The following is a 14,066-nucleotide window of genomic DNA, read 5'->3' as shown; positions in this document are numbered from 1 at the left end:
GTAATAATGGAATGAATATTTCGTTTTGTGAAGGAAAGTTTCACGAAACTATCTGAAAAGGGCTTTAGGCGTGAAAGAAGCGCTCTTCAAAGGCCGAAGCGTCAAGTGGTTTGCTGAAATGAAACCCTTGGATCAGTAGTTTATCGCGCACGGATGCCTGGGTGTTTTTGAAGAAGTCGACTTGCTCTCGGGTTTCGACGCCTTCGGCGACGATTTGCAGTTGCTTGCTTTTCGCAAGGTTGAGAATGGTATCAATGATGGCGATGTCTTCCTGGCTGGCAGGGATGCGGAAAACAAAACTCTTATCGATTTTCAGTTCTCTAATCGGCAATTTTTGGAAGTAGCTCAGCGAAGAATAGCCTGTCCCGAAGTCATCGATAGAGAATTTATAGCCCATTTCTTCCAGTGCGGCCATTTTGCGCAGTGCCAATTCCATTTCTGAAATCAGGATACCTTCAGTGACTTCAAGGGTGATGAGCTCAGGTGAAACGCCGGTTTCTTCCTGCAAACTTCTAAGGCCGGCGACAAAGCTGGTCTCATGGAATTGGATAGGACTGATATTGATGGATAGGTTTTTCAAACCATATTTTTCATGCCATTCTTTCGCTTTCAAGAAAGATTCACGAATCACATATTGACCAATTTTAAGAATCTGACGACCGTCTTCCGCGATAGGAATGAATTCCGATGGCGATATCAATCCGAGAGTGGGGTGTTTCCAGCGTATTAAGGCTTCGGCAGATACCAATTCTTCGTTCAAATTGAACTGCGGTTGGAAGAAAAGCTCGAACTCTTCTTCAATCACCGCGTTATTCAGCGAACGCTCCAGTGCATGACGGTTTTGGATGCTCTCAGACAAGGTTTGGTCGTAGAAGTGTACGCGGTTGCGTCCCAGTTTTTTTGACTCATACATCGCCATGTCAGCAAAGCCGATCAGTTCTTCCGGGGTTTCGTGTTGGTGTAGCGGGAAGCAACAAACGCCGATGCTGACCGAGTTTTTCAAGGTCTGATCCATGATGATATAGTCTTCGCACAGTGCATCCATGATCTTATTGCTCAGGGTAAGCGCGTGTTGTGTTGCCAGCTCCAAACTTGGAGCATCCATGTGCGTCAGGATAACGAACTCATCCCCACCCAAGCGGGCGATGGTGTCCTCGGCACGCAGATGTTCTTTCAAACGGTAGGCGGTGGTTTTCAATAGCTCATCGCCAGCGGTATGTCCGAAGGTGTCGTTGGTGTTTTTGAAACGATCCAAATCCAAGAACATTAGTGCGCTATAAGTGCGGTGGCGCATATGATGCAATAGGGTGTGTTCAAGGTGTTCAAGTAGCAGGCGACGGTTGGCAAGCCCGGTCAACTCATCATAAAAAGCCAGATACTCGACTTCCGCCTGTGCCTGCTTGATGTCGGTGATGTCCTGTAAGGTGCCGACATAGCATTCAATGTTGCGATGGTTGTCGGTAATCATCGATAGGCTCAGTACCGCATAGAAAGTGGTGTCGGCATTGGGGTGTACTTCCACCTCGCCACTCCAACGTCCGTCTTCCAACAACGCACGGAGAACTTGTTCCTCGGTGGTTTTCAGTGTGAGCTGTTTTTGCATCCACGCCAGGATACTCATGGAAGATAATTCTTCACGCATTAGTCCAGTATAGGCAGAAAATGCCATGTTCGGCTGTGTGATATACCCTTTATCATTGGTGATAAACTGGCCGTCAAAACTGTTCAGCGCGGCGTTGAGAATACGCTTTTTCTCGTCGGCATCTGCTTGCAAACGACGATCATAGATCATCAACAAAATCGATGTAATCTGGTGATTTTCATCAACGATTGGTTTTGCCGAAAATAGCAGAGGCTTTAACGGCTGGTCGAAGTCGATGCGTTGCCAGACAAAGAATTCTTTTGGGTGCTTTGCAACACGGCGGCTAATTTGCTGCAACCAATCTTTCAGTTTGAAGGTCAGGGTTGCTTTTTTGTTTTTGAACAGCGTCAGGTCGTCAAAGAAATGGTCTGGGTCGTTGAAGAAGTTGAGAAGCGCGCGTGCTTGCGGGTTAATGACTTGAACAGAAAAATCGGGGTTAAAAACAATCACGCCATCATGTATCGACTCAATGATATCGTCTTTTAGGTGGCGTTCTTGCATCAAGTGCGACAAATCATTGTCGCTATTGGGAATGTTCTGTTCGGAGTCTTGCATGTAGTGTCTTTTTAACGGCGATTGACGCATCCTAATCTTTGCAATTTATTATTTGCCATAAATAACCGATGGCAACCAGGTTGCTAACGCAGGCCATAGGGCAAGCAAAATGAGTACCGAAAGCTGAATCAAGATGAACGGAATTACCCCTTTGTAAATATCCAAAGTCTTGACGGAAGCAGGGGCGACGCCCTTTAAATAAAATAGTGCAAAGCCAAACGGCGGCGTTAAAAATGCCGTTTGTAAGTTAATGGCGATCATAATGCCTAACCAAATTGGGTCAACACCCATCATAAATAGCACAGGGGCGACTACCGGTACGATGACATAGGTGATTTCGATGAAGTCCAGGAAGAACCCTAGTACAAACATCAACAGCATCACAATGAGAATTGCAGTGAACTTACCGCCCGGCAGGTCGTTTAAGAAGCCGGCAATTAAGTCGTCACCGCCTAATCCTCTAAAGGTGAGAGAGAAGAAAGCGGCACCGATAAAAATCAAGAAAATCATACTGGTGACTTGTAAGCTACCACGCATCACCTCTTGCAGGATGCTGACCGACAAACGTTTTTTCATTGCCGCTAATATTATTGCGCCTAAGGCTCCCAATGAGGCTGCTTCGGTTGGTGTGGCGAAACCGCCCAAGATCGAACCGAGCACCAGAATAATCAATGCCAAAGGCGGCAGTAAGCTGTAAAGCACGCGTTTACCAAAGCCCGGTTCACGTGTGTTTTGTGCCAGAGCAGGTACTTTTTCCGGCTTGATAATGGCGGTGACGAACACATACACCATATAAAGCACGACCAACAGCATGCCCGGGAAAAGTGCACCGACAAACAGGTCACCCACTGACAGCGGTTCTGGGGAGAAAATGCCTTGGTTTAATTGCGCTTGTTGATAAGCCGAAGACAGCACATCACCCAAAAGAATCAAAATAATGGATGGCGGGATGATTTGCCCCAGCGTTCCCGAGGCACAAATGGTTCCGGTTGCCAGCTTAGGACAGTAGCCTTGCTTGATCATGGTCGGTAATGCCAGCAATCCCATGGTGACAACGGTCGCACCGACAATACCGGTGCTTGCTGCCAACAGCGCCCCCACCAGAATGACGGAAATGCCCAAACCACCTTTAAAGCCACGCATGACTTCGTCCATGGTTTGCAGTAATTGTTCAGCGATTTTCGACTGTTCCAGCATGATGCCCATGAAGACGAACAAGGGCACGGCGAGCAGTGTCTGGTTGTTCATGATGCTGTAGATTCGATTGGGAATACTTTCCAGGAAAGCAACGTCAAACGCACCGAATGCGGTGGCGACCAATGCGAACAGTAATGAGACGCCGGCAAGTGTTAAAGCCACTGGAAAACCGACCAACAGGAAAGCGAAAACCAGTACGAACAAGAGTAAAGACAAGTATTCCATCGTCAGACTTTGCCCTCGATGTGGTCTTGCGTGCTGTCATCTTCAGCAGGCTCGTCCTGTACCAAAGTGAGGTAAGATTTTGCGATCATCGACAACACTTGGAAGATCAGCAGAATCGCCATGATCCAGATAACGGTTTTCAACAGATAAACATAAGGGAGCCCACCAGCTTCCGCCGAAGCTTCCTTGATTCGCCAGCTCACCAGAATATAGTGTGCGCTAGACCACAGGATGAAAATCAATGTCGGTAATGCCAACAGTAGACCGCCTAATAGGTCAACCCAGGCTTTGCGGCGAGGCGAGAAGTTGTTGTAAAACACATCGACACGCACATGTTTGTCTTGCTGAAGGGTGTAAGCCATCCCGAGCATGAAAACAATCGCATGGTTATAGAGTACGACTTCTTGTAGCGCAATCGAGCCACTGTCAAAGCCATAACGCAAAATCACCACCGAAGCGGCAATCACCACTAAAGACAGTAATCCCCAGGCAATAAAGTGCCCAAAAGACTGTTGCGCCTTGTCCTGATAGTGAACGAACCGGGAAAGCGATTGGTTAAAAGATGAGGAGGATGAATTCATGGCGCATATTTTACTTGGTTGCGCGCGCGTTTGCATTAGCGATTTTTTTAATTTGAATGGATTAAACGATTTTGCAAGCGATTGGCAATTAAGACGTTTTTGAGAAGTTGCGGAAAATCTGCCAGGTTGGGGGTCAACCTGGCGAGTGCGGCTATTGAATTTTCAAATAAGAATAGCCTTCCGATTCCAAAATGGCGATTTTTGCAACCCCGGATGGTGTCATCTGGATGCCAGGATAGACTTTGCTTTTTGGCAAGTTCACATCGCTACGGGTTTTGTCACATAGCCAGACTTTGACACCGCGCACTTTTATCAGCGACATCAGGCGACCTTTGAGCTCAGCACGACGCGCGTTCAATGCTTTGTCGGCAACATAAGGCGTGCCTTTCAAATCATCGTCAGTGGCAAAACGTAGGCCATAACCGACAAACACCAATTGCACATCGGCATCCATTAATTGGCTGTCGTAGTAGTTTAGGATGTTGTTGATAGAGGTTAGGGTTGCAGAATAACGGGTCGGGTTTTTGAAATCGACATGATAGACCACTTTTGCGCCATCATCCGCGGCTTGCGCCAGAGATGAAAAGCCCATTGTTAGCATGGCAAACAGTGCGGCGAAAATGGAAAAACGGGTTGATCGAATCAAGTTAGATGCGCTTAAAACTTTCATAAGGCCTCCTGGAGGTTATGGGTTGTCTGTTGGATGTTTATTTTATGTTTATGTCTCCGCTATTGAATGCCAGTTGCCTATAAAAATCAAGCTGGAAGCGTGTAAGGTCTAGCGTAAATTCGCGCGGCCGTGTGGTTGGTTGAAGTTTTGCACAGGCCCCTTCGGCACAATCAAGGTCGGATTCAGCTTATCGTGACTGCCGTAGTAGTGGTGTTTGGTATGCTCGATATTCACCGTCTCGGCAATGCCTTCATGTTGATAGATGTCCAGCAGATATTCGAACAGATTCGGGTAATCGACAATGCGTTTCAAGTTGCATTTGAAGTGTCCGAAGTAAACGGCATCAAAGCGAATTAAGGTGGTAAACAGGCGAATGTCCGCTTCAGTCAGTTGTTCGCCGACCAAGTAGCGTTGCATGCTTAAAGTTTCTTCTAACCAATCAAGGGTGTTGAAAACCTCGGTCACGGCACGTTCATAGGCCTTTTGGCTGGTGGCAAAGCCCGCACGGTAAACGCCGTTGTTCAGTGTGTCGTAAACACGTTGGTTCACCGCATCAATTTCATGGCGCAGAATCTCGGGGTAGTAGTCTCCAGCACGTGCGCCCACGCCATCGAAAGCAGAATTGAACATGCGGATGATTTCCGAAGACTCATTGTTGACTGCCGTGTTGCGTTGCTTATCCCAAAGTAGTGGCACGCTGGCAACGCCAGTGAAATCCGGTTTTGCTAAGGTGTAAAGTTCATGCAATAAGCGTTTATGGTTGACGGTGTCGGGGATGACATCTGGACCATCGTCGAATGTCCAACCCTCTTCATCGTTCATGAAAGAGTTGACGACAGAGACGGAAATCATGTCTTCCAAGCCTTTGAGTTTACGGAAAATCAGCGCACGATGCGCCCAAGGACAGGCAAGAGAAACATAGAGATGATAGCGTCCGGGTTCGGCTTCAAAACCGCCTTCACCTGAAATGCCGGGAGAACCATCGGGGGTGATCCGATCCAGTTACGGAAGACCGATTCCAGGCGCTTGAATTCGCCTTTGGTGGTGTCGGTATCGTACCAAGTTGGCGACCATTTCCCGTTGATTAAAAACCCCATTTCACTATCCCTATTGTTTTTTGTTAAGTGTTCATATGTTTGCTGCGGTGGTCGGAGTAGATTGTTTGACTCCCCCAACCTGGCAGATTTTACGAGGCAGGTTGCTTTTGCAGCCTGTTCGGCTAGTGATTCATCAAGTGAATCAAAAACGACCGCTTCGATAGTCATCAAACGCCTGACGAATTTCTTCCTGCGTGTTCATGACAAAAGGTCCGCCACGAGCGATGGACTCGTTCAAAGGTTGTCCTGAAATCAGTAGGAAACGAGCACCTTCGTCTTTTGCCGAGACCTTTAGGGTATCACCCTGCGTCAGAACCGCCAAGCTATTCGCCTTGGCAATGCGCTGTTGTTCACCGACGGCGAGTTGCCCGTTAATGACAAACAGCAGACTGTTGTCGTTTGAAGACAGCGTCTGGGTGAAGTCAGTATTGGCAGGTAAAGAAACATCGAAGTAGGTTGGCTTCACCCAATCGTTGATGATGGGGCCTTGCGTACCTTCATCGGTTTGTCCGCTGATAACACGGACTTCGGTACCATTGTCGCGGACTTCCACCGGCAGTTGTTCCGGGTCATAATCCTGATAATGAGGGTCTTGCATCTTGGCGTGACTCGGCAGGTTGATCCACAGCTGAAAGCCACGCATCGCGCCATCGACCTGCTCCGGCATTTCGGAGTGCACAATACCTCGACCAGCCGTCATCCACTGGATACCGCCGGGTTTGAGCAATCCGTTATTGCCTAAATTGTCTTCATGGCGCATGGTGCCTTCCAACATATAGGTCACGGTTTCAAATCCGCGGTGCGGATGCGGCGGAAAGCCGGCGATGTAATCTTCCGGGTTTTCCGTTTCAAAGCGGTCAAGCATCAGAAACGGATCAAGCATATTCAGCTCCGGGCTACCGATGACTCGCGTCAACTTCACGCCCGCACCATCTGATGTCGGCATGCCGAGTGTCAGCATGCGGATTTCTTTGGTTGTCATAGCAGTTCCTTTGTTTTGGCTAGGGGCGGTAAGTGATACGACCCCATGACTTAGTCTTGTTTGTTTAAGTGTCGGTTGTCCAGCGAACAAGTTCCGGCGCCATGATGAATCAAGGTTAGGAAACCACCGATAATCGCCATGTTTTTCAGGAACATGATTTGTTGGATTTGGTCGGCAAAATTGGTGTGGAAAATCAATGCCGCCAACAAAGTAAAGCCAGCCAATAGGAAAGCGGCAATACGTGTATGCCAACCAAAGGCAATCGCCAAACCACCTGCGACCTCGGTCAAAATAACCAAAGGTAACAATGCACCGGGGACCCCCATGGCTTCCATGTAACCTTGGGTGCCGGTGTAGTTGGCGATTTTTCCAAGCCCGGAAATGATAAAAATAGCGGCGAGCATCACGCGCCCCAAAGGCGCAGACAGTTTAATGAGTGAGTTCATGATTTTCTCCTTAGGTCAGTGAGTAAAGTTTTTGCTTTGAGTCTATGATAGAACTTGTTATCTATAAGAAAAACCAGCAAAATTAAAACTTACTGTTGCTATTTCAAGAACAATCACAGGCGGTGGGCGATATGGGTCAGTTAGAAAAAATCGAGATATTCATACGGGTCGTTGAGGCAGGCGGTATCGGTAAGGCGGCGGAGCAGCTGAACATGGCAAAGTCCGCAGTCAGTCGTCGACTCAGTGAGTTAGAAGATGAGTTGGGCGCGAAGCTGATTCACAGAACCACGCGCTCTTCTAATTTGACGGAAGCCGGTTTGCGCTTTTACGAAAAAGCGCTGGGGGTCGTGTCGGCATTTTCCGAGTTGACGCAGAGTGTTAATGTCGATGATCAGGCGTTATCCGGTTCCTTAAGAATTGCCGTGCCTTTATCATTTGGTATGTTGCATCTGACGAAGGTCTTTGATCAGTTTATGAAGGTCTATCCAGGGATTAACTTGGATATTGATTTTTCCGACGGTGAAGTTGACTTGATCAGCTCGGGGTTCGATATGGCGATTCGTATATCGGATTTAAAGGATTCCAGCATGCAGGCAAGGAAGATTGCGCCAATCCGTTTCGGCTTGGTCGCCAGCCCGGCCTATCTTGAAAAACATGGCGCACCTCAAAGTTTGCAAGATCTCAAGCACCACCAGTTATTAAAGTATGGTAACGATGGCATGAACTCGTGGCGACTGACGGACGAAAACGGTGAAACGCATGACATTAGTTTTTCCACCCGCTTGCAGGCCAATAATGGCGAGTTCCTGAAAGAGATGGCGAAAGCCGGCCACGGTATCGTCATGGAGCCGACCTTTATTATCTGGAAGGATATGCAGTCCGGTTCTCTTGTGCCGGTTTTGGAGAACTACTACCGTCCGGAAATCTATGTCTATGCGGTTTATCCTCGTAACCGCTTCGTATCTAAAAAAACACGAACGATGATTGACTTCTTATTGGATTATTTCAAGCAAAAGGCCTATTGGGATGCGTAATAACTCTTATATAAGGTGTGTTTCAGACTAGGAGTTGGCAAGCTACTTGCTGATTGGCTGGAAAAGCAAAAAATCTATAAGGAAGAAATAGATGGTATCCTTCGACTTCAAACAACCTAGCATTCTACGCAGAATGTTCTTGGTCTTTCTCGGATTTGGCCTCGGGATGGGGGTGATATTTCCGGTATTTGCCCATCTCTTCGTCATCTGGAAACCCGGGATGTTGTGGTGGTTCGTTATGGCATGTGTTGCCGCCGGTGTGAGTATAGGGGTTTTCAACTACTGGCTGTTGAATGTCATGTTGCTAAACCGATTGAAACGTATTGGTGAAGTGGCAAACGCCATCAGCAATAACGACATTACTCACAAATGTAGCCTTGTCAGTAACGACTTTATTGGTGACATGGCGCAGAGCTTTAATGGTATGTCCGGCAACCTGCGTGACATGGTGAAACGTATTGCTCAGGTATCCGGCGAGTTAAATCGAGCATCGGATGAAATGACTGCCGTCACCAAAGAAACTCAATCTGGTGTTGAGCGCCAACAAGAAGGCACTCAGCAGGCGGCACAGGTGATCGCTAAGATGTCAGATACAGTGGTAGAAATGTCAAACAATACCCAAGCGGCATCTGAAGCGGCAAATGAGGCGAATATTGCCACCGAAAAAGGGTCAAGTGTCGTAAACAGTACGGTATTGTCCATTAAAAAACTGGCGGAAGAGGTTGAGCAGACTGCAACCGTTATTCAACGTTTGAAAGAAGACAGTGAAAATATCGGTTCGGTGCTGGACGTTATTAAAGACATTGCCGAGCAAACCAATCTGTTGGCGTTGAATGCGGCGATTGAAGCCGCAAGAGCCGGCGAGCACGGACGTGGCTTTGCTGTGGTGGCGGATGAGGTTCGTGTATTGGCAAGCAAAACGCAGGAATCGACCAAGCAAATCGAAGGGATGATTGAAAAACTTCAGGATGTTGCTTTGGAAGCGGTAGGGGTTATGAACCAAGGCCGTGAGCAAGCCCACAATAGTGTATTGCAAGCGAACGAGGCTGGTGAAGCGTTGCAATCCATCGCTGAAGCGGTGAAAACCATCAAACAGATGAACAGCCAAATCGCAACTTCGGCAGTGAGTCAACGCGCTCAGTCCGATGTGGTCAGCGATAATGTCCATCAAATCAATGATATTGCCCAAACCGTTGCTGCCGGCGCGGCAAAAACCTCTGAGTCCAGTGCTTTGGTTGGCAATTACGCGACGCAGTTGAGTAGTCTTATCGGTCAGTTCAAGACCGACAAATAGCCTTTTCTTTTGTTATTATATGCGCCTCCGAAATCGGGGGCGTTTTCATTTCCATTGTAGAAAATTTCGATTCAAACAGTTCTGGTTTACGCAAATTTAGGTATCAATTCGTCCGGCCGTTTATTAATATATATTTTTATAAGAATACGATAGATTTTAGAGGGGTGCTTTCATCAGAAGTGTCTCTTTAATACGACATAATGTAGCTTAGTTTGAGTGGTATCATGCGCTTGACTAAGGGGGGTTAGATGAGTTTTTCACATGTGCTGGATGATCTTGAGTTAAAAGATCATATCCAGTTATTGGATAGTTTGCCGGTGGGGATGGGAATTGTTGAGACCAACGGTACTATCCGCTTTATCAATAAAGCTTTTGCGGAGATGCTTGGCCGTAGTGCCAAAGAAATGGTGGGAATGCATCAATCCTCCCTTCACCCTGAAAACGGTGAAAGCAAAAATACTTTTGCTCAGCATATAGAGGCTTTGGTAAAAGGTGAAATCATTTCTCTCGAAGCGGAAGTACTTCGTGCCGATGGCGAAATTATCCCAGTAGAAATCACTGCTAACACGGTTCTATGGCGTGGTGAATCATTGGTTGTCGGTATTTTCAAGCAGATAACCAAGCGCAAAGAAGCATTAGCATTACTTCAAGCCAGCCAGCGGGAAATGAATGCCATTTTTGAAACCTCGCAAGTCGGCATTATGCTGGTGGATGCCGACCGTATGATTGTGCGCTGTAATCAGCGGATGTGCGACTTGTTCGGCGCAAAATCACTGGATGAATTGGTTGGTCAGCCGGTTCGGACCATTCATGTTTCCGAAGAAACATATGTGGAGTTCGGGCAACGTTATTTTTTCTCCTTGGTGAAGAATAGGGCGATGCATATCGAGTATCAATTCAAGCGACTGGATGGCAGCATCTTTTGGGGACGTATCAGTGGGAAAGCGATGGATGATCACGTCCCTGCCGATCTCTCTAAGGGCGTTATTTGGGTGTTGGATGACATCTCTGAAATGAAAGCCGTTGAGCATGATTTGACGGTTGAGCGAAATCTGTTTGCGGGCGGGCCGACTGTCATTTTGAAGTGGGCGCCTTACGAGGGATGGCCGATAATCTATGTTTCCAAAAATGTGGAAACCATTTTGGGCTATACCTCAGAAGAAATGATGTCTCCAAAATGTTCCTTCGAGAAGCTGATTCACCCTCATGATTTTCCTGGTGCCAAGAAGATTTTGGAAGACAGTCTTTTTGGTCAGTACAAGCACTTTGAGTTGTCTTATCGTTTAAAAACCAAATCCGGTGAATATCGTAATTTTTATGACTATAACCAAGCGGAATATCATCCGAATGGAGAGGTCAAAGAGTTATATGGTTATCTAGTCGATATGACCGAATACTTTGAAGTGCAGAAAATGAGCGACTTGTTGCTGAAGAGTACGACAGAAGGAATTTTCGGGATCGATTTGCAAGGAAGAACCACCTTTGTTAACCCTGCCGCATTGCAAATGCTGGGGTATGAAGAGTCGGAATTGTTAGGACACCAGAATCATAGCTTGATTCACCATTCTGATGCTGCTGGACATGAAATCCCAATGAAAGACTGTCAAATGTCACTGCCGATTAAGACTCGTAGTGATTATCACGTTACTGATGAGGTCTTATGGCGTAAGGACGGCACCTATTTTCCGATCGAATATTGGAGCACGCCGATTAGGCAAGATGGGCAAGTAGTCGGTTCGGTTGTGACCTTTAAGGATATTTCTGAAATCGTGGCGCAAAAACAGAAAATCAGTGATTTGGCTTACTTCGATAATTTGACGGGTTTGCCGAATCGCCAGATGTTTTTCGACGCGTTGAAAGAAGAGCTGATACGCGAGAGAGACAGTAGCCATCGTGCGGTCATGTTGTTGTTGGATTTAGATCACTTTAAAGAAATCAACGACTCATTGGGACACCCTATCGGCGATAAATTATTGTTAGCGGTTATCAGCCGTATCAGACGAAAACTTCATGAAAAAGATGTGTTTGCCCGTATGGGAGGAGATGAGTTCGGCATCCTGTTAAGTCATAATACAGGCGGGATTGAAGCCGAGTGTGTTGCGGATTCGATTGTTGCACTCTTCAATGATACTTTTGATATAGAAGGGCATGAGGTCAAGACGTCAGTGAGTGTCGGGATTGTGTTCTGCGATCCTAGCAAAACCAGAAATGAAATGATTTCTGAAGCAGATACGGCACTGTATCATGCCAAGAGTTCCGGTCGGAGCTGTGCGGTATTTTTCGAGCCTTCCATGTTGGATAAGGTGCATAGAGACGTGACTTTGTTTGGTGCACTTTCCCATGCGATAGAACATCAAGAGTTTGAACTCTACTACCAGTTGCAGTATGACCCTAACACCAAACAACCGGCAGGAGCCGAAGCGCTTATTCGCTGGCCAAAAGCGCCAGAAGCCGTGCGGGATTTCAATTCACCCGCTGACTTTATTCCCATAGCGGAGCGCCGCAATTTGATTCAAGCACTGTGTTTATGGGAAATAGAGCAGGTTGCCAAAGATTTGCCTTTATTACGGGCAGTCGGTTATGAGCATCGAATTTCCATTAACTTATCCGGCAAGCAATTGGCGAGCTCGGAGGATATGGGTCAACTGTTAAAAGCAATCCAAGACAGTGACTTGGCGTTTACCGACCTGGAGTTTGAAATTACCGAAACGGCATTCGCAGAGTTATCGGAAGAAGTGCAAAAGCTGTTGGATGTCTTTATTAGAAATGGAGCAGAACTTGCCATTGATGACTTTGGTACGGGGTTTTCCTCGCTTGCGGTGTTGAGACAGTTGAAGAGCACGTACTTGAAGATCGACAAGCAGTTTATCGACCATGTGCATTCCAATGCCGATGATTATGCGATTGTGGCGGCGACCATTTCCATGTCCAAGGCATTGGGTAAAAAAGTTGTTGCTGAAGGCGTTGAGTCGGAAATACAGCTACAATTGCTGAAAGAACTCAACTGCGACCTTATTCAGGGGTACTATTTTGCCAAGCCTCAACCCTTGCAAGCGGTTTGCGAACAACTTAAAAATACATGACGAACTTCGCGGTCACACTCAGCGGCACCGCGCCAAACTCTGACTGAAGTTGTTGGTTTGAGGTCAAGCCTTTACCGTTGGTGAACAACGCGGAAATCAGTAGACTCGATTCATTGCTGACCGAGTAGGTGGCATTGATCTGGTTTAACCACGATGCCTCGGTGTCCTGCCGGGAGTCTTTCAACCAACTCGACAGTAAAAGGTATTGCACCTGCCAGAGAGGGATGACGTCTTTCTGGATGCTGACGCCCGCCAACTGACGACTCAGTTGCGGCAGTAACCCATAACGATACCAAGATTGAGATGCCACGGTATTGAGTTGGCTAACGTTTTCAGCACCCCGCTCGTTGTTATAGACTTCTCCGGCAATCAAGATGCCGTTGTCGAATTGATAGTCGATACCGGCTATCCAAAAGTTATAGTCGCGCTTCGCATTCTTGTCATGGGTTCGAGTGCCCTCAACACGAAACCCCATGCCTTGCCAACTTGTCTCGAAAGAACCGCCATAAATCCGGTTATCCAATACATCGGCGGCAATCAACCCCAGTTCGGAGACATCACCAACCTGCGCACGATAATGCAAAGCCACATTGGTTTTGCCTTTCGATAGGGTTTGGGCATCCGACGAAAATACATAGGCTGCCGTCAAAGAAGAGAAAGCGCTGGGGTAAAAGTCCAATGTCGCGGCATCAATGCCCGGTTTGAAATCGGTGTCCAAGTCGGTGGGCGCGAAACTCCCAAAGACATTCATCGGCTGCCAGAAACGTCCGGCGCCCCAATCAATGGGTTGGCGGCCGATAGACGCACTGGCGGAAGCATCACCAAACAACTTGGAGATCTGAGGAATTTGCGTTTTGTAAACGGCGCGATCAATTTCATAGCCGATTTTGGTCTGGGTATTGGGGGAGGTGTCTGTCCAGTCGTCCGACAAGGTTTTTGCCCGGAACAAATCCGAACTGTGAAGGTTGCTGGTGGGATAGTTTTCCACATATTGACGGACGGTTCGCAAATGTATCGACCATTGGTCTTGAGGCGAGGTGTCGTCCAGCATCAAACGCAACCCCTGCTGATTGGCATTGAGGTAAGTGTCCTTGCCTTTTTTGCTGCCGGCTTGGTCGGCATCGGCATGCGCCAAAGCACCCAATACGGCGACACGTCCGGTGAACTGAGGCGAAGCCCAGCTTGACGGCGCGTAGCCGACTGCCAATATCTCTATGGCAAGCAGGCAGAATAAAAGAGGAGGTTTCAACGTCCACATGA

At 47.4% G+C, this 14,066-nt stretch carries 12 protein-coding genes; 3 read left to right on the top strand and 9 right to left on the bottom strand.

Translation table 11 applies throughout. The annotated features are described in order from the left end of the window. Positions 1 to 64: 64 nt before the first annotated feature. The 8 genes from F8R13_RS04875 to F8R13_RS04845 form a co-directional block, all read right to left on the bottom strand. Entirely contained in the window at positions 65 to 2,197 is a 2,133-nt protein-coding gene (locus F8R13_RS04875) for an EAL domain-containing protein (protein WP_172967700.1), read from the bottom strand. Between the two features lie 48 nt (positions 2,198 to 2,245). Beyond that, complete coding sequence (locus F8R13_RS04870; protein WP_152832212.1) at positions 2,246 to 3,619, bottom strand: TRAP transporter large permease subunit; 1,374 nt, start codon at positions 3,617 to 3,619, stop codon at positions 2,246 to 2,248. A 2-nt stretch (positions 3,620 to 3,621) separates the two neighbouring features. Continuing rightward, positions 3,622 to 4,200, bottom strand: coding sequence for a TRAP transporter small permease subunit (locus F8R13_RS04865; protein WP_152832211.1), 579 nt, complete (start codon positions 4,198 to 4,200; stop codon positions 3,622 to 3,624). A gap of 151 nt (positions 4,201 to 4,351) precedes the next feature. After that, positions 4,352 to 4,870 (bottom strand): DsrE family protein, encoded by a 519-nt coding sequence (locus tag F8R13_RS04860; protein ID WP_253806351.1) that lies wholly within the window; start codon positions 4,868 to 4,870, stop codon positions 4,352 to 4,354. A gap of 108 nt (positions 4,871 to 4,978) precedes the next feature. Next, on the bottom strand, positions 4,979 to 5,722 hold the full coding sequence (locus F8R13_RS04855) for a glutathione S-transferase family protein (RefSeq protein ID WP_305778199.1): 744 nt from the start codon (positions 5,720 to 5,722) through the stop codon (positions 4,979 to 4,981). A 29-nt stretch (positions 5,723 to 5,751) separates the two neighbouring features. Next, entirely contained in the window at positions 5,752 to 6,135 is a 384-nt protein-coding gene (locus F8R13_RS11755) for a hypothetical protein (protein WP_305778198.1), read from the bottom strand. Next, entirely contained in the window at positions 6,110 to 6,949 is an 840-nt protein-coding gene (locus F8R13_RS04850) for a pirin family protein (RefSeq protein WP_152832210.1), read from the bottom strand. Before F8R13_RS04850 ends, F8R13_RS11755 begins: the two co-directional genes overlap by 26 nt. A 50-nt stretch (positions 6,950 to 6,999) precedes the next feature. Next, complete coding sequence (locus tag F8R13_RS04845) at positions 7,000 to 7,395, bottom strand: DoxX family protein (RefSeq protein ID WP_152832209.1); 396 nt, start codon at positions 7,393 to 7,395, stop codon at positions 7,000 to 7,002. Positions 7,396 to 7,526: 131 nt separating this feature from the next. On the opposite strand from F8R13_RS04845, the gene F8R13_RS04840 reads away from it, so the two are divergent. From F8R13_RS04840 to F8R13_RS04830, 3 genes are all read left to right on the top strand, one after another. Beyond that, entirely contained in the window at positions 7,527 to 8,429 is a 903-nt protein-coding gene (locus F8R13_RS04840; protein ID WP_152832208.1) for a LysR family transcriptional regulator, read from the top strand. A 91-nt stretch (positions 8,430 to 8,520) separates the two neighbouring features. Further along, complete coding sequence (locus F8R13_RS04835) at positions 8,521 to 9,723, top strand: methyl-accepting chemotaxis protein (protein ID WP_152832207.1); 1,203 nt, start codon at positions 8,521 to 8,523, stop codon at positions 9,721 to 9,723. Positions 9,724 to 9,971: 248 nt separating this feature from the next. After that, complete coding sequence (locus F8R13_RS04830; protein ID WP_152832206.1) at positions 9,972 to 12,806, top strand: PAS domain S-box protein; 2,835 nt, start codon at positions 9,972 to 9,974, stop codon at positions 12,804 to 12,806. On the opposite strand, the gene F8R13_RS04825 is transcribed toward F8R13_RS04830, so the two are convergent. After that, positions 12,793 to 14,064 (bottom strand): hypothetical protein, encoded by a 1,272-nt coding sequence (locus F8R13_RS04825; protein WP_152832205.1) that lies wholly within the window; start codon positions 14,062 to 14,064, stop codon positions 12,793 to 12,795. The two genes, F8R13_RS04830 and F8R13_RS04825, sit on opposite strands and share 14 nt — an antisense overlap. Positions 14,065 to 14,066 lie beyond the last annotated feature (2 nt).

The sequence above is a fragment of the Hydrogenovibrio sp. JE_KL2 genome (genome assembly GCF_009296185.1).
Classification (GTDB): Bacteria; Pseudomonadota; Gammaproteobacteria; order Thiomicrospirales; family Thiomicrospiraceae; genus Hydrogenovibrio.
Note: the sequence above shows the minus strand (reverse complement) of the source record. Positions and strands in the feature narration are given on the sequence as shown.

Bases quoted from the DNA above. Each gene is read 5' to 3' on its own strand.
- F8R13_RS04875 (WP_172967700.1), bottom strand. From the start codon at position 2,197: ATGCAAGACTCCGAACAGAACATTCCCAATAGCGACAATGATTTGTCG.
- F8R13_RS04870 (WP_152832212.1), bottom strand. From the start codon at position 3,619: ATGGAATACTTGTCTTTACTCTTGTTCGTACTGGTTTTCGCTTTCCTG.
- F8R13_RS04865 (WP_152832211.1), bottom strand. From the start codon at position 4,200: ATGAATTCATCCTCCTCATCTTTTAACCAATCGCTTTCCCGGTTCGTT.
- F8R13_RS04860 (WP_253806351.1), bottom strand. From the start codon at position 4,870: ATGAAAGTTTTAAGCGCATCTAACTTGATTCGATCAACCCGTTTTTCC.
- F8R13_RS04855 (WP_305778199.1), bottom strand. From the start codon at position 5,722: ATGATTTCCGTCTCTGTCGTCAACTCTTTCATGAACGATGAAGAGGGT.
- F8R13_RS11755 (WP_305778198.1), bottom strand. From the start codon at position 6,135: ATGACTATCGAAGCGGTCGTTTTTGATTCACTTGATGAATCACTAGCC.
- F8R13_RS04850 (WP_152832210.1), bottom strand. From the start codon at position 6,949: ATGACAACCAAAGAAATCCGCATGCTGACACTCGGCATGCCGACATCA.
- F8R13_RS04845 (WP_152832209.1), bottom strand. From the start codon at position 7,395: ATGAACTCACTCATTAAACTGTCTGCGCCTTTGGGGCGCGTGATGCTC.
- F8R13_RS04840 (WP_152832208.1), top strand. From the start codon at position 7,527: ATGGGTCAGTTAGAAAAAATCGAGATATTCATACGGGTCGTTGAGGCA.
- F8R13_RS04835 (WP_152832207.1), top strand. From the start codon at position 8,521: ATGGTATCCTTCGACTTCAAACAACCTAGCATTCTACGCAGAATGTTC.
- F8R13_RS04830 (WP_152832206.1), top strand. From the start codon at position 9,972: ATGAGTTTTTCACATGTGCTGGATGATCTTGAGTTAAAAGATCATATC.
- F8R13_RS04825 (WP_152832205.1), bottom strand. From the start codon at position 14,064: ATGTGGACGTTGAAACCTCCTCTTTTATTCTGCCTGCTTGCCATAGAG.